Annotated in this window: 10 protein-coding genes and 1 pseudogene; 5 read left to right on the top strand and 6 right to left on the bottom strand. The window is 67.7% G+C overall.

Features of this window, described 5'->3' with window-relative positions:
- Positions 1–100 precede the first annotated feature (100 nt).
- Both KEC57_RS11470 and KEC57_RS11465 read left to right on the top strand, forming a co-directional pair.
- Positions 101–1,030 carry a ParA family protein gene (locus tag KEC57_RS11470; protein ID WP_372457031.1) on the top strand — a complete coding sequence of 310 codons (930 nt, stop codon included), beginning with the start codon at positions 101–103 and terminating at the stop codon, positions 1,028–1,030.
- Entirely contained in the window at positions 1,030–1,974 is a 945-nt protein-coding gene (locus tag KEC57_RS11465; protein WP_229384749.1) for a ParB/RepB/Spo0J family partition protein, read from the top strand. The genes KEC57_RS11470 and KEC57_RS11465 overlap by 1 nt, the downstream gene beginning before the upstream one ends.
- Positions 1,975–4,241: 2,267 nt before the next feature.
- On the opposite strand, the pseudogene KEC57_RS11460 reads toward KEC57_RS11465, so the two are convergent.
- A pseudogene (locus KEC57_RS11460) lies at positions 4,242–5,527 on the bottom strand (RNA polymerase sigma factor).
- Positions 5,528–5,584: 57 nt separating this feature from the next.
- Here KEC57_RS11460 and KEC57_RS11455 point away from each other — a divergent pair.
- Complete coding sequence (locus tag KEC57_RS11455) at positions 5,585–5,935, top strand: tryptophan synthase subunit alpha (protein WP_229384748.1); 351 nt, start codon at positions 5,585–5,587, stop codon at positions 5,933–5,935.
- A gap of 186 nt (positions 5,936–6,121) precedes the next feature.
- On the opposite strand, the gene KEC57_RS11450 is transcribed toward KEC57_RS11455, so the two are convergent.
- The 5 genes from KEC57_RS11450 to KEC57_RS11430 form a co-directional block, all read right to left on the bottom strand.
- Entirely contained in the window at positions 6,122–6,553 is a 432-nt protein-coding gene (locus tag KEC57_RS11450) for a YciI family protein (protein WP_267492361.1), read from the bottom strand.
- 207 nt (positions 6,554–6,760) lie between these two features.
- Positions 6,761–7,084, bottom strand: coding sequence for a thioredoxin (trxA, locus tag KEC57_RS11445; protein WP_229384747.1), 324 nt, complete (start codon positions 7,082–7,084; stop codon positions 6,761–6,763).
- Positions 7,085–7,202: 118 nt separating this feature from the next.
- Complete coding sequence (gene trxB, locus KEC57_RS11440; RefSeq protein WP_229384746.1) at positions 7,203–8,189, bottom strand: thioredoxin-disulfide reductase; 987 nt, start codon at positions 8,187–8,189, stop codon at positions 7,203–7,205.
- 152 nt (positions 8,190–8,341) lie between these two features.
- Complete coding sequence (gene murJ / locus KEC57_RS11435; RefSeq protein ID WP_229384745.1) at positions 8,342–9,961, bottom strand: murein biosynthesis integral membrane protein MurJ; 1,620 nt, start codon at positions 9,959–9,961, stop codon at positions 8,342–8,344.
- Entirely contained in the window at positions 9,958–12,315 is a 2,358-nt protein-coding gene (locus KEC57_RS11430) for a DUF6049 family protein (protein ID WP_229384744.1), read from the bottom strand. The genes murJ and KEC57_RS11430 overlap by 4 nt, the downstream gene beginning before the upstream one ends.
- 132 nt (positions 12,316–12,447) lie before the next feature.
- Here KEC57_RS11430 and KEC57_RS11425 point away from each other — a divergent pair, with 132 nt between their 5' ends.
- On the top strand, positions 12,448–13,968 hold the full coding sequence (locus KEC57_RS11425) for a DUF7059 domain-containing protein (RefSeq protein WP_229384743.1): 1,521 nt from the start codon (positions 12,448–12,450) through the stop codon (positions 13,966–13,968).
- Positions 13,969–14,005: 37 nt separating this feature from the next.
- Positions 14,006–15,433, top strand: coding sequence for a CCA tRNA nucleotidyltransferase (locus tag KEC57_RS11420; RefSeq protein WP_229384742.1), 1,428 nt, complete (start codon positions 14,006–14,008; stop codon positions 15,431–15,433).
- The last annotated feature ends 135 nt before the right edge of the window (positions 15,434–15,568 follow it).

Genomic DNA, 15,568 nt, shown 5'->3' with positions numbered 1-15,568 from the left:
TCGTTTGACCTGAAACCCCGCCCCGCCGGGGTTGGTGACGGTGGGGCGGGATAGAGTGGAGGACGTTGTAGATCGGCTCGCGAAAGAGAGAGTGTTTCACGTGAAACAGCCCGACGAGACCGAAGCTTCGGCGTCCTTCTCGTTGGAAGACACCCCTCTCGCCCGAGAGATCGCGGATCTCTCCGCGCGACGCAAGGCTCTAGAAGCCACCGACGTAGTACTTTCCGGACGCACGCGAGTCTTCACCGTCTCGAATCAGAAAGGTGGCGTCGGGAAGACGACCACCGCCGTGAATATCGCCGCGGCGTTCGCGGATCTCGGGGCCCGAGTGCTCGTGATTGATCTGGATCCTCAAGGAAATGCCTCGACCGCGCTTGGCGTACCGCATTCGGCCGAGACGCCGAGTGTGTACGACGTGCTGATCGACGAGTTTCCACTCGCTGACATCATCCAGACCAGTCCTGAGTCCCCGAATCTCCTCTGTGCTCCGAGCACAATCCACCTGGCCGGCGCTGAGATCGAACTCGTGTCGCAGGTGGCCCGTGAACACCGCCTTCGCACAGCTCTCGACGAATACCTCGCCAATGTGCAGGATCACATCGACTTCGTGATCGTCGACTGCCCGCCGTCGCTCGGTCTGCTCACGATCAACGCTTTCACCGCAGCTACCGAATTGCTTATCCCCATCCAGTGCGAGTATTACGCGCTCGAAGGTCTCAGCCAACTTTTGGGCACGGTCCGCATGATCCAGAAACATCTGAATCCCAGGCTGTCGCTCTCGACCATCCTGCTCACCATGTATGACGGTCGCACGCGCCTTGCGCAGCAGGTGGCTGACGAAGTGCGAGAGCACTTCCCGCAGGAAGTCCTTCAGACGCTCATTCCACGTTCCGTTCGCGTGTCGGAGGCACCGAGTTTCGGACAGACGGTTATCGCGTACGATGGCCAGTCTGCCGGTGCGATCGCATACCGCGAAGCCGCAGTCGAGATCATCCGGCGCGATAGCGCCCTGAACGAAGGGCGCGCCTGATGGCGAAGCGCACAGGCCTCGGACGAGGTATCGGGGCACTCATCCCCACGAGCGAAGCCGTGGAGGATCGACCGTCAGACGTCTTCTTTCCCCGTCCCACGATCGTGGAAGAGCGCGAGGAGGACCTGATTGAGGTCCCGGGAGCCCGCCTCGCACACATCGATCCCCACGCGATCGTTCCGAACCCTCGTCAGCCGCGAACGCATTTCGACACGGAGCACTTCGCTGAGCTCGTGCATAGCGTCCGGGAGTTCGGGGTTCTCCAGCCTGTCGTCGTCCGAACGAACGACGACGGTGAGTACGAGCTCATCATGGGCGAGCGTCGCACGCGCGCCGCACGGGAGGCGGGACTCACATCGATCCCCGCGGTCGTACGCGATACGGCAGACGAACACCTCCTCCGCGATGCCCTGCTCGAGAACCTTCACCGGTCGGAACTCAATCCGCTCGAGGAAGCGTCGGCTTACCAGCAGCTCCTTGAGGACTTCGGTATCACGCAGGAAGAGCTCGCGACGCGTATCGGTCGCTCACGGCCACAGATCAGCAATACGATCCGCCTGCTCAAACTCCCTGTTCCCGTGCAGCAGCGCGTTGCAGCCGGCGTACTCAGCGCGGGCCATGCTCGGGCAATCCTCTCGCTCGAGGACCCGACGGCGATGCAGCGCTTCGCTGACAAGATCGTGAACGAGGACCTGTCGGTCCGGGCAGCTGAGGCTGCCGCGAAGCTTCCGGATGCAGCGCCGGAGCGAGCGACCAAGCCCCAGGCCGGCGCGCGTAGAGCACATCTCGATGAGGTTGCCGAAAGGCTCGGAGACCGTCTCAATACCCGCGTGCGAATTTCACTCAGCGCGCGTAAGGGTCAGATCAGTATAGATTTCGCGAGTATTCAGGATCTGAACCGGATTCTCGATGAGATCGGCGAGACCGGCTACGGCGCGGCCTGAGTCCGTCTCATGAGGCCATAGGCGCGATGTGCCACTCGGACATCAGCCCGTCTAACGAAGATTTCATATTCTCGATTCCTCGGCCTGCGGATGTTTCACGCGAAACAGTTGCTTCCCGGCTGAGGATCTCGATAGGCGCTGGCGTGCTCCGCGATCGGCTGGGGACGGCGATCTCGCCCGGCGGGTGAGGCTTGCGATGTATCCAGACGATTCGGTGTTTGGTGACCCGGGACTACCTGGGCTGGGCAGCGCCATATGGGAACCGGCTGCGGGGATGGACACAACCCCTCAGTCGATGGTGCCTGCATCATTCTGGCCCTAAAGGAGGGGCGAGTCGGTGAGGGGCAGGCAGTTCCTTCCCGGCGGATCCCAAGTGATTCCCTGGCTCCCAGGGCGGGATCTCGATACGCGCTGGCGCGCTACTCGATCGGCGGGGGGGGGGGGGCAGATTGGCGGCCTTCTCGCCCGTCGGGTCGCTTGAGGTACGAGCCGCGTCGAGACGATACGTCGGTCGGTGAGGTGAGTGTGGGGTATCGGGTGTTTCACGTGAAACGGCGATCGTGAAGTGGGCTATCGAAACGAGGCCGGCGCGCGACTGATCGGCGGGGTGTGACGGCGTCCTCGCCCGTCGAATAGGGGCGGTGCAAGCCGCATCGAGACGACAGGGTGGTCGTCTCAGTGGGTGCGGCGCTTCGGGCTGTTTCACGCGAAACGGTGACCGTGGGGTGGGTTGTCGAAACGCGGGCCGCCGCGACTGATCGGGGAGGGCGTCCTCGCCTGTCGAATAGCGGCGGTGCAAGCCGCATCGAGATGACAGCGCGGTCCGCGGGGTGAGTCGGGTTCGGGATGTTTCACGTGGAACGGTGACCGTGGGGTGGGTTGTCGAAACGCGAGCCGCCGCGACTGATCGGGGAGGGCGTCCTCGCCTGTCGAATGGTGGCGGTGCAAGCCGCATCGAGATGACAGGGCGGTCCGCGGGGTGAGTGTCGGGTTCGGGATGTTTCACGTGGAACGGTGACCGTGGGGGTGGGTTATCGAAACGCGCGCCGGCGCGCTCCGCGATCGTCGGGCGGCGGCGTGAGGACAGTGGCGCGCCTCAAGTGGGTGGATATGACCCGCTATCGAGACGACACGGCCGTCGGCGGAGTCCGCGGTAGGGACCGTGGAGGTTTCATAGAAGCAGCGGCGGACAGTCGGATCTCGATGCGCAGGCGCGCTGCTCGATCGGCGGGGTGGCAGGTTGGCGGCATTCGCGGCCGTCGAGTCGCTTTAGGGTGAGCCGCATCGAGACGACACGGCGGTCGGCGGAGTGAGTGTGGGGTTCGGGATGTTTCACGTGAAACTGTGACCGTCGGGCGGGATCGCGGAACGCGCGCCGGCGCGCTACTCGATCGTCGAGGCGACAGTGTGGTGGCATTCTCGCTCCACATAGCGCACGAGCCTGTGAGGGGCAGTTCCTTCCGGCGAATGCCAAGTAAGTCAGGGGTTCCCGAGGCGGATCTCGATACGCGCTGGCGCGCTACTGCATCGAGACGGCACGGCGATCGGTGGAGGGTTGGGCCTGACGTTCGCGTGTGGTTCCCGCGTAACGGGGGCCACGGGGCGGATCTCGATACGCGCTGGCGCGCTACTCGATCGGCGGGGTTGCAGGCGGGCGGCGTTTTCGCTCGTCGAGTAGGTGAGTGTGCGCTGCATCGAGACGGCACGGCGGTCGGTGGAGGGTTGGCCCTGACGTTCGCGTGTGGTTCCCGCGTAACGGGGGCCACGGGGCGGATCTCGATGCGCGCCGGCGCGCTACTCGATCGGCGGTGTTGCGAGGTGACATCGACGCTCGTTGAGTGGCTGAGGTATGAGCCGTGTCGAGGGACATGGCATGGCGTTCTGCGAGTGAAGGTCGAGTTGTTTCACGTGAAACGGCGGGGATCCGCCGCGATCTCGATACGCGCTGCGCGCTGCTCGATCGGCGGGGTTGGGAGGGTGGCGGCGTTCTCGCCGTGAGTGGATGAGCACGAGCCGTATCGAGAAGGCACGGCGGTCGGAGGGGTCGGCGGCAGGGATCGCAGATGTTTCACGTGAAACAGCGTCGGCCGAGTGGATCTCGACGCCCGGGCGGCACTCCGCGATCAGCGAGGCGGGCAATGACGTTCGCAATCGTCGGGAACGACATCCCGCACCTTTCCAGTTCCAGAAGTGACTGAGGCGTCGACGCCTCAGTCAGCCGTGGTCGTCCGAGTTCACTCGATCGGTGACGGGGCCATCTTCCGTGGCTATGCAGTGCGGGCAGACAGGCTGGCCGCGCGACGACGGAGGAGTGTGGCCTCCGCGTCGTTGCCGGGCAGGTCCGCAGCTTCAAGGAAGGCAGTGGCTGCAGCATCCGACTCCCCCACCCTTTCCAGCAGCTCTGCTCGCACCGCGTGGAACGGTCGGAAACCCGAAAGCTCGGGCGCGAGTTCGTCGACCACGGCGAGAGCAACGACGGGCCCATCGACCATCGACACCGCGACGGCGCGATTCAGCTTGACGACTGCGGACGGCGCCAGCATCGTGAGCGCGTCGTAGAGCCGCAGTATCCGTACCCAGTCGGTCTCGCGGAACGAGGGAGCGACCGCGTGGCATTCGGCGATGGCTGCCTGCACACCGTAGTAGCCGAGGCTGCGGGATGAGGCATCCGCTCTCTGCCGTGCGGCTCTTCCACGTGAGATCGCCGAGCGGTCCCAACGATGTCTGTCCTGCTCCTCGAGCGTGAGCGGGAGTCCGTCGACGCCGACGCGGGCAGCGAAGCGCGACGACTGGAACTCCATGAGGGCGATCAAGGAGTCGATCTCTGCCTCACCGGGCATGAGCGATGTCAACTGTCGCCCGAGTCGCACAGCTTCGCGCGCGACGTCGATCCTCAGCGCTGCGGCGCCGATCCCGGCCGAGTACCCCTCAGTGAAGAGCAGGTAGATCACCTGAAGCACGCTGGCAAGGCGAGCGGGCCGTTCGGAACGGTCGGGAACTTCGAATCGCACATCGGCTGCGGCCAGTGCCCGCTTCGCGCGGACGATTCGCTGCTGCACGGTCGGAACCGACATCAAGAGTATGCGCGCGATCTGTTCGGTAGTGAGGCCGGCCACGGTTCGGAGAGTGAGCGCGAGCCTGGCCTGCGCCGGAAGGACAGGGTGACACGCGACGAACACGAGCCGCAGCACATCGTCGTCGATGCGGTCAGGGTCACCCAACCCGGGGACAGGATCACCGACCTCGGCGTCTCGGACGTCCATCGCGAGGAGTGGCTCACGTTGAGTAAACCGCTCTCGGCGACGCCAGCCATCGATGGCTGGCGTTTGGCGACCGCCATCAGCCACGCACCCGGATTGCCGGGGATGCCGCTGCCAGGCCAGGTCGCGAGTGCCTCGACCAGTGCCTCCTGGGCGAGATCCTCCGCCCAGGCGAAATCACCGGTCTGGCGAGTGAGGGCGGCGACGATCCGTGCGGATTCGTCACGCCAGACGGCCTCGACTGCCCGCCGCGCATGTTCCGCGGCGGGGTCATTCTCCTGCGCGACGGCCATGTCGATAGCGTACGGCGTGACGCGGAGCACACACCCGGATCCGCACCGTACCCTTGAATGGTGGCGAAAGAAGACCAGACCCCACGGCGACGCGCGAGCTTGGAGCTGCTCCGCGCGGAGGCGGCCGATGAACTATCGGTCGTCGTCACCGAGCGGCTGCGGGCGGGTGAGGATCCGTGGGACTTCATGGAGGACCTCCCCAGCGTCGACGAGCTCGTCGTCTTCATGCTTCGTGCCGAGAACATCGCCGCGAACGGAGGATCGCGACCGAACGAGTCGCGCCACTATCGTGTGTTGCGTCAGATCGCCATCGAGTACCCGCCGTTGACGCGGGCGGTCTGGAAGCTGCTGGGCGACGCGAACACGCACCGCCGCTGGGATGCGACGGTGCGTGTCGATGCGTCTTGAGCCGCTAGCCTGATCGGCCGTCTGGCAGACCGGGCCGCCCCTGAGAGAGCGGTCCGACTGATGCCGGAGAAGTCGGCTGAGCAGGGTCCCGACAGGCGCCCTTAGCCGTCTGAGACCCCAGGAGCCGACGGACACCCAAGTGCGCGCCGGAACCCTTCAGCGGCTGAGACCCGCGGACGAGCGGCGTCACGAGTTCGCGGCGCGCCACTCCTGTTCCTTGGCGATCCACTCGTTGTCGGCGTCCAGTCCGAGGTCAGCGACCTCTTGCACACGGCGCACCTCGAGGGCGACGCCGGGACCGAGGGGGCACTTGCGCGCCCAGTGCTCCGCCTCTTCGCGGCTGGAGACCTCGAGGATCCAGAAGCCGGTGAACACCTCACGCGCCTCCGCGAACGGGCCGTCGGTCACGACAGGCGGTGTCGTCGAGAAGTCGACCCGGAAGCCCTCCTCGGCATCCGAGAGGCCCTCCCCCGAGAGGAGCACGCCGGCCTTCTGGAGTTCCTCGTTGTAGGCGCCCATCAATGCGACGATCTCGTCCATGTCGAGTGTCTCAGCGGCGAGTGCCGCAGCTTCGGGGCTCACCTGCATGATCATCATGTAGCGCACGTCGTGCTCCATCTCTCTGTGCGAGCTGCCGCTCGGAACGGCCGTTCGGCCCGCTCACTTCGTACGTCGAACGGACGACGCTCAGATCGACATCCTCGCGCAGAATCTGTCGAAAGAGAATGGATGCCTGGAGCGGCATAAATAGCAAAAGCCCCGGTGATCAGGTATTCATCGCTGGGATGAAATAGTGATCGCCGAGGCTTATGCCTGCGAGGGCGACTACGCGAGGTACGCGGCGAGATCCTGCTCGAGTGCGAACTTGGGCTTGGCGCCGATGATGGTCGTCTTGACCTCTCCGCCATGGAAGACCTTCATCGCCGGAATCGACGTGATCTGGTACTTCATCGCGAGATCGGGGTTCTCGTCGACGTTGAGCTTGAGAACCGTGATCTTGTCGGGGTGCTCAGTCTGAATCTGGTCGAGAACCGGCGCGACCATACGGCACGGTCCACACCACTCGGCCCAGAAGTCCACCAGAACGGGGCCGTCGGCCTGGAGCACGTCCTGCTCGAACGTGGCGGAGGTGGTCGCCTTCGCGGTCATGTCATCGTCTCCTTAGTGAGAAAAGGTCGTCTTCGTGTGGAACAGCCGCGCGGCGCGGATTGTTCCGAGGGTGCGTGTTGCCGGTTCGCCCGCTGAGACTACTCGACGAGGGAGAGCGTCAGACCGCGGTGACCTCGGGCAGGCCCGCGATCTGGTCGCCGGCGGCATCCGGAGCGCCTGCCTCCCCCAGCGCGGCGAGATAGTGCTCGACGTCCAGGGCCGCCACCGTGCCGCTGCCGGCTGCCGTGACGGCCTGGCGATACGTGGGATCGATGACATCGCCCGCGGCAAAAACCCCGGGGACCGAGGTGCGCGACGAACGCCCGTCGACCCACACGGTGCCTTCTGCGGTGAGATCGAGCTTCTGGTGGACGAGGTGCGTACGGGGGTCGTTGCCGATCGCGACGAAGACGCCGTCGAGCGCAAGCTCGCGGCGCGAACCGTCGACGGTGTTCTCGAGCACGACACCGCTGACCGCCTCGTCGCCGACGATGTCGACGACATCGCTGTTCCAGACGAACTCGATCTTGTCGTTCTTGAACGCGCGCTCCTGCATGATCTTCGACGCGCGCAGCTCATCGCGGCGGTGGATCACATAGACCTTCGACGCGAACTTGGTGAGGAAGGTCGCTTCCTCCATCGCGGAGTCGCCACCGCCGACGACGGCGATCACACGCTCGCGGAAGAAGAAGCCGTCGCAGGTCGCGCAGTACGAGACGCCGCGGCCCGACAGACGCGCCTCGCCCTCGATACCGATCTTGCGGGGCGCGGACCCGGTCGCGAACACGAGGGACTCCGCCTCGTGCGTACCGCCGCTGCCGAGCGTGATCTTCTTCGTGGGGCCGTCGATGTCGAGCGAGACGACATCGTCGTAGAGCACCTCGGCGCCGAAGCGCTCGGCCTGCTCCTGCATCTTCGCCATCAGGTCGGGACCCATGATGCCCTCGGGGAAGCCGGGGAAGTTCTCGACATCCGTGGTGTTCATGAGCTCACCGCCGGCCTCTACCGAACTCGCGACGACGAGCGGGTTGAGGTTCGCGCGTGCCGCGTAGATCGCCGCCGTGTAACCCGCGGGACCCGATCCGATGATGATGACCTGACGCACGTGCGCACCTTTCGTCTTCGAGGCCGGAAGGCCCCGGATGCCTCAACACATGGTAACCGCGAGGCATTCCAGCGGCCGTCTCGGTGACGGCGCGCTCAGCGGATCCGCAGCGGCCGGGCGCCGCGATCGCCGGGCGCCGCAGCGGAGGGAAGTCAGCGCTTGCCCGGAAGGAATCGGCGCACGAGACCCGTCGCCGTGGAGAGCTCGGGGGCGCGTAGAAGCGCGAGGAACGCGACATAGACGACGAGCACGACCCCGCCGATGATCGCGGCGCCCAGTGCGCCGAGCCACTTGTCTGCGACCGTCCAGCCCGAGGATCCGCCCAGGAGCAGGAATGTCAGCCATCCGGCGAGACCGGCAGGGATCGCCGCGAGCGCGAAACGGCCGAGCGCCAGCGTCCATGATCCGATCTGCAGACCACCGAGGCGGCGCTGCAGCAGCCATGTGGCGATGATGACCTGCACGAGGCTCGCGAAGGACTGGCCGAGTGCGACGGCCGCAGCGAGCTGGCCGAGCGCAATCACGCCGCCCTGAACGGCAGCGCCCGCGGCCAGTGCGGTCCCGACGACCAGCGCGCACTGCAGCAGCGTGAAGAAGAACGGGGTGCGGGTGTCGTCGTAGGCATAGAACGTGCGCTGGATGACGAACAGCACGGCGAGGGGGATGAGGCCGACGAGGAAGCACAGCAGCACGGATGCCGCGGTGACGGCGTCTTCGGCGGAGTTGGTGAAGATGCGCGACGCGGGAACGGCGGCGGCCGCGACGGCGGCGGTGGCGACGACGATGAACAACCCGAGCGTGCGGATGCTGCGCCCGACATCGCCGCGCACCTCGTCATCGCGGCCGGCATGGGCATGCTCGCTGAGCTGCGTGAAGTAGGGCGTCCCGATCGACAGCACGATGATGGAGTACGGGAGCATGAAGATCAGCCAGGCGTTGGCCATCACGGTGACGGATGCGCCGTCGCCGGACGCACCCGCGACGATGTTCGCCTGCACGAGTCCGGCGAGCTGCCCCGCGACGACCATGAGGAAGGTCCATCCCGCGAGCCGTCCGATGTGACGGAGGCCCACGCCCCGCCAACGGAAGTCCGGGCGGAGCCGGACGCCCGTGCGCTTCCAGAAGAACAGCAGCAGCACCGCTTGCACGACGATGCCGAGCGTGGCGGTTCCGCCGAGCACGGCGATCATCGTGGCATCCCACTGATCGACGCGGGTCAGATCCGAGCCGAACAAGGCGATGAAGACGCCGAACCCCACGATGGAAACCACGTTGTTGACGATCGGCGCCCAGGTGTATGGACCGAAGACGCGTCGTGCGTTGAGCGTCTCACCGACGAGCGCGTACAGACCGTAGAAGAACAGCTGCGGCAGGCACCAGTACGCGAAAGCGATGGACAACGCCAGCTGCTCGGGAGTGAACCGCGAACCGTAGAGCTGCACCAGCCACGGCGCGGCCACCATGGCGATGGCCGTTGTGATCAGCAGGATCACCGTGCCGAGCGTGAACAGCTTCGAGATGAATGCGCGTCCGCCGTCCGGATCGGCACTCGCCTTCACGATCTGGGGCACGATCACGGCGGTGAGGATGCCCGTGGAGATGATCGCGTAGATGTTGTTGGGCAGCTGGTTGGCGATCGTGAACGCGTCCGCCGCGCGACTGCTCACTGAGCCGATCGCGGCGACGAGGACGATCGTGCGGATCAGCCCGGTCAGCCGGGACGCGATCGTCCCCGCCCCGATGAGCACGCTGGCGCGACCGATGCCGCTCACCGCTGCTCCTCCGCATCGGGCAGAGCGCCGGGATGCTCGGCGTCGGTCGCAGTGGGCTCGGATCCGTCGGAGTCGGCCGCATCGACGGCGGTTTTGCCCTCGTCAGATGACGCGGAGTCGACTGCGCCCGCGCCGGCTGGACCGACGCCCGCTTTCGCGCCGGTTGCGCCCGTCTCGGCACCGCCCGTGTCCCCGACACCGACGTCCGCGGCACCCTCTCCGTCGTCGGCCGAGGCTGCAGCATCCGTCGGCCTGCCCCTCCGACGCATCCGCAATACCGTGCGCGCGACGCCGACGATCAGCAGAGCACCGACGACCACGGAGAGGGCGGCGATGCCGAACGCCTCCCATTCGGCGCGGACGTTCACATCGACGGACTCGGGTGCGCCGACTGCCACGAACGCCGGACTGCGCAGCTGCAGGGCGAGCGTCACCTCTCCGCTGCCGACGCGAGCCTGCACCGGAACATCGACACGCGTGTTGCTGGACGGCGTCGCGACGATAGGAGTCTCGCGCTGCACGTCGAGACGAAGATCGTCGGGGGTCGTGTAGAGCACCAGGTTGACCGGATAGTCGAGGTCGTTGCGCACCCAGAAGCGCAGCGACGCGCTGGATCCGTACAGATTCAGCGCGCTCGTCGGCAGCAGCGACACGGAATCGAGTGTCTCGGCCGTCGTGACCCGGTGGTCTGCGAGGGCGGTGGCCCAGTCGGCGTGCCCGATCCACGACACTCCGAGCAGCTGAAGCAACTCCGCGCGCTCGGGGCCGGTGAGCAGGGAAGCGTCATCGAGGATCGTCGCGAACCGTGCCACCTCGGATTCGTCGGCAACCAGATCGGATGCCGCGGCCACCCGCTCGGGAGCGGCGGCGGCATCCTGCACCTCGACCGGGAGGGCGGGACTCGCCGCGAGGCCGCCGAGAGTCCGCGGGGAGACGTTCGGTGCCGTCGTCGCAGTGGTGATCGCAGTGCCGAGGCCGACACGAGACCGTTCGGCACTGCGTCCGAGCGAGACCAGGACGGGGCCGTCCGCCTCGGCGGTCGCGAACGCGAGATATGCGGTCGCCGCGGTGAGCGGTGCACCGCGCAGCGAGGACTTCTCTCGCAGCGATGCCTCGTAGAGAGCGTCCGAGGCATCGGTGTCGTACACGAGCACGTCGGCGTCACCGGCGAGCCCGCGCGCGGCGACGGTGCTGCCGTCCGCACCCCCGGCGGTCGAGGTCGACGGGATGACGGTGATCGCGTCGCGCCCGTCGACCACGATCTCACCGAGCTGAGCGACGACATCAGGACCCGCTGTGCCGCCTGCCGGCCAGTAGACGCCGTCGCGGGTGCTGGGACCGATGGAGAGCAGTTCGCTCGTCGTGGGCGTGTTCGAGGGTGCCGCTGCTCCGGCCGTCGCTCCCTCGGTGGCCGTCGGCGACGGGGTGGGTGAGGGGAAGTCGGAGGGGTTCATGTACGCGGTGAGCGATCCCGGCGACAGCGGACGGGGCACACCGGCCTCGAGCTGCGCGGTCACATCCGCATCGCCGAACTGCAGCGCGAAACGCGAGTTGGGGAGAGCCTCGAGGCGTTCCAGCCACGCGAGGGCGGTGGCGGGCGCCGTCGTGCCGAGAACGCGTATCGCGGCGGGGATCGCGGGATCGACCGCGAGGATCGCCGCCGTGCCGTCGACGCCGTCGAGCTGGCTGGTCAGGGCACCGGAGGGAGCGGTGAGTTCGGAGAGCTCGTCAGCGGTGAGCAATCCCTCGGCGATCGGCTCGGCGGTGATCGGCACGAGCACTCCGATCCCGACCTCGCCGGCGCCGTCGGACGGCACGATCATCGCGCTCGTCGAGGTCACGACTCCGGTACCGGTCGAATACGACGCGGCCAGCGGATAGACACCCGGTGCGCGGCCCGCCAGCGCCGGATCCTCAGCGGCGAGCCCGATCCCCGTGGTCTCTTCCGCGCCAGGAGCGACGGGGTCGAGGACGACGGTGCCGACCGGATCGAGCGCCGCACCTGCGGTCGCGCCGTCCAGCCATTCGGTGAGCGCCTGGCGATCGCGCAGCGGTGTCGAGCCGAGCGACAGCGTGATCTCGGCGGGAGCGGTCGCGGCATCCGTCGCGTTCTGAAGCGTGACCGACACGGTCAGCGGGTCGCCCGCGCGCACCACGCCGTTCGACACCGGGGCGAGCGTGAAGACGGTCGTGCCGGCGGCGATCGAGGCGGTCGGGGTGGGCTCGGGAGTGGGCGCAGCGCTCGCGACTCCCGGCACGAGAAGGGTCCCGACGATCGCGAGGGCGCCGAAGACGGCCGCGGCGAGGCGCGGTGCGCGGCGCCGGGCGGGGGTTCCCGGTGGGGTCACGGTCATCTTGTGAGGGTTCGCTCCTGTGCGATGTCCTGACCGCACGATCGAAGGAGATTCTACGGTCCGTGCCTCCGAGCCCCCCGAACGCCAGGCCGCGCGCGGGCGAGCCGGTGCTGCGCAGGGTTGAATGGTGCCGTGCTTCCCGATCCGGATCCGGCCCTGTGCCGCGCCCTCGCCGCCGACCTCCGCGATGCCGGCTTCACCGCCGAGACGCTCCGCAGCGCGTGGGGGGACGCGGCCGACGACGCCATCGCGCGCGGACTGCGCTCGCCCGCCGATCGTGCGCTCGGAGAGCGTGACGACGCGCTCGCGGTGCTCGGCAGACTTCTCGTGCTCGGGATGCCGCAGCCCGCGGCATCCGTGGATCGCGCGCTCGTGCGCACGGGCGGCGACGGCCTCTCGCGGCTGGGACTCGCCGTCGTGTCCGCCGCCTCCGTCCGGCCTCAGGCCGTGGTGCGGCCGCAGTCGTTCACCGACGAATCGGGCGCCGGCCAGTGGTGGATCGCGAGCGACCTCGACGAGGCTGCCCTCGGCGGAACCCTGCCCGAGGACCACGTGCTCGGCGTCGGCGGGGCGTCGCTCACGCTCGCGGGTCTGCAGCTGCCCACTCCGGCGCACCGCGCGCTCGATGTCGGCGTCGGATGCGGCATCCAGGCGCTCCGGGCGCGCGCGCACGTCGACACCGTCGTCGCAACCGACATCTCGGAGCGGGCGCTCGCCTTCACCCGCCTGAACGCCCTGCTCAACGACGTCGACGGGATCGAGGTGCGCCTGGGGAGCCTGTTCGCACCGGTCGCGGGTGAGCAGTTCGACCGGATCGTGTCGAACCCGCCGTTCGTGATCACGCCGCGCGTCGCGGATGTGCCGGCCTACGAGTACCGCGACGGCGGCATGGTCGGCGACGACGTCGTGGCGGCGTTCGTCACGGGCGTCGGCGAGCACCTCGCGCCGGGAGGCGTGGCACAGCTGCTCGGCAACTGGGAGACCCGTGACGGCATCGCCGGCCTGGAGCGCGTGCGCACCTGGGTCGAGGCATCGCCCGTGCCGCTGGACGCGTGGGTGGTCGAGCGCGAGAGCCTCGATCCCCTGTCCTACGCCGAGCTGTGGGTGCGCGACGGCGGAACGCAGGCCGGGACGGCGGGATTCTCACGGCTCGTCGACGCCTGGCTCGACGACTTCACCGCGCGTGCCGTGACCGAGGTCGGATTCGGGTACCTGCTGCTGCGCCGTCCGGTCGGGGGAGCACCCACGCTCGCGCGCTTCGAGAGGCTTCACAACGCGCTCGTCGGCGACAGCCTCGGCACGCATCTGGCGGGTGCCCTCGCCGCCCACGACACGCTCGCGACGCTCGACGACGCCGCCCTCGCGGCATCCGTCGTCATCGTCGCCCCCGACGTCACCGAAGCCCGCCATCACCTGCCCGGCAGTGAGGACCCGACCGTGATCGAGCTGCGTCAGGGCGGTGGATTCGGTCGGTCGCTCGCCGTCGACCCGGGACTTGCGGCACTCGTCGGGGCGTGCGACGGAGACCTGCCGCTCGGTGTGCTGATCGACGCGATCGCCCAGCTCCTCGAGGTCGACGCGAGCGCCCTGCGGGCGGATCTCCTTCCCCGTGTGCGGGAGCTGGCCTTCACGGGCTTCCTGCGCTTCGCATGACCGCGAGCCCGCGGTCGTCCTCGGTAGGCTGAAACCCATGCTCAACATGGCCGAGGGCATCGCGCGCCTCGGCGCGCTTGCCGAGTCCCCCGTCGTCGACATCCTGGCGCGCGCGTTCGCCGATGCCGGCTTCGACCTCGCGATCGTCGGCGGCCCGGTCCGCGATGCGCTGCTGGGACGCGTGACGAACGACCTCGACTTCACGACCGATGCCCGACCCGACGACATCCTGCGGATCGTCAAGCCCATCTCGACCGCTCAGTGGGATATCGGCCGGGCATTCGGCACGATCGGCGCGAAGGTCCGCGGAGAACAGGTCGAGATCACGACGTACCGTGCCGACAGCTACGACGGGGTGACCCGCAAACCGACCGTCGAGTTCGGCGACACGATCGAGGGCGACCTCGTGCGCCGCGATCTCACGGTGAACTCGATGGCGATGCGCGTGCCCGGCCGCACTCTCGTCGACCCGACCGGCGGGGTCGAAGACCTCGTGCGCGGCGTGCTGCGCACCCCGGCGGATCCCCGGGTGAGCTTCGGAGACGACCCGCTGCGCATGCTCCGCGCCGCACGCTTCTCGTCGCAGCTCGCGTTCGACGTCGATCCGGCGACGGTCGCAGCCATGACCGATCTGCGGGTGACCCTGTCGATCGTGAGCCCCGAGCGCATCCAGGGCGAGCTCGTCAAGCTGCTTGCGACGGATGACCCGGTGCGCGGCATCCGTCTGCTGGTCGAGACGGGGCTGATGGACGAGTTCCTTCCCGAGATCTCGGCGCTGCAGCTCGAGGTCGACGAGCACCACCACCACAAGGACGTCTACGAGCATTCGCTCACCGTGCTGCGTCAGGCGATAGATCTGGAGAAGATCCGCAATCCGGATGCCGCGCCCGACGTGGCTCTGCGGCTCGCGGCGCTGCTGCACGACATCGGCAAGCCGGCGACGCGGCGACTGGAGCCGGGCGGTGGGGTCACGTTCTATCACCACGACATCAAGGGCGCGCGGCTTGCACGCAAGCGACTGCAGGCGCTGCGGTTCGACTCCGACACGACGAACACCGTCGCGCGGCTGATCGAGCTGCACCTGCGCTTCTTCGGGTACTCCGAGGGCGCGTGGACCGACTCGGCGGTGCGCCGGTACGTGCGAGATGCCGAGGCCGAGCTCGAACGCCTCCACATTCTCACGCGGGCCGACGTGACCACCCGCAACGCGAAGAAGGCCGGCCGGCTCGCGCGCGCCTACGACGACATCGAGCGGCGCATCGCCGAGCTCGCCGAGCAGGAGCAGCTCGACGCCATGCGTCCAGAGCTCGACGGCAACCGCATTCAGGAGGTGCTGGGCATCGCACCGGGCCGTGAGGTCGGCGAGGCCTACCGGTTCCTTCTCGAGCTGCGTCTCGACGAGGGCATCGTCGGTGCGGATGCCGCGGAGCAGCGCCTGCGCGAGTGGTGGGCCGCGCGCGCCTGAACCTGCGTTTCATCTCGCGCCCGGGTCGTTCCGTGTCCCGCTTTCCGTGACTCATGTCACGATGTCGTTCGCTCCGGGACCCGCAAGCGACCGAAATCGGGACATGCTCAGGCGAACCACCCGCCCGTACACTGG

Origin of the sequence: Microbacterium allomyrinae (assembly GCF_020682705.1) — a bacterium.
GTDB lineage: Bacteria > Actinomycetota > Actinomycetes > Actinomycetales > Microbacteriaceae > Microbacterium > Microbacterium allomyrinae.
The sequence above is the reverse complement of the archived record's forward strand: the minus strand, read 5'-3'. Positions and strand labels throughout refer to the sequence as shown.

Bases quoted from the DNA above. Each gene is read 5' to 3' on its own strand.
- KEC57_RS11450 (WP_267492361.1), bottom strand. From the start codon at position 6,553: ATGGAGCACGACGTGCGCTACATGATGATCATGCAGGTGAGCCCCGAA.
- trxA (WP_229384747.1), bottom strand. From the start codon at position 7,084: ATGACCGCGAAGGCGACCACCTCCGCCACGTTCGAGCAGGACGTGCTC.
- KEC57_RS11465 (WP_229384749.1), top strand. From the start codon at position 1,030: ATGGCGAAGCGCACAGGCCTCGGACGAGGTATCGGGGCACTCATCCCC.
- KEC57_RS11420 (WP_229384742.1), top strand. From the start codon at position 14,006: ATGCTCAACATGGCCGAGGGCATCGCGCGCCTCGGCGCGCTTGCCGAG.
- KEC57_RS11430 (WP_229384744.1), bottom strand. From the start codon at position 12,315: ATGACCGTGACCCCACCGGGAACCCCCGCCCGGCGCCGCGCACCGCGC.
- KEC57_RS11455 (WP_229384748.1), top strand. From the start codon at position 5,585: ATGGTGGCGAAAGAAGACCAGACCCCACGGCGACGCGCGAGCTTGGAG.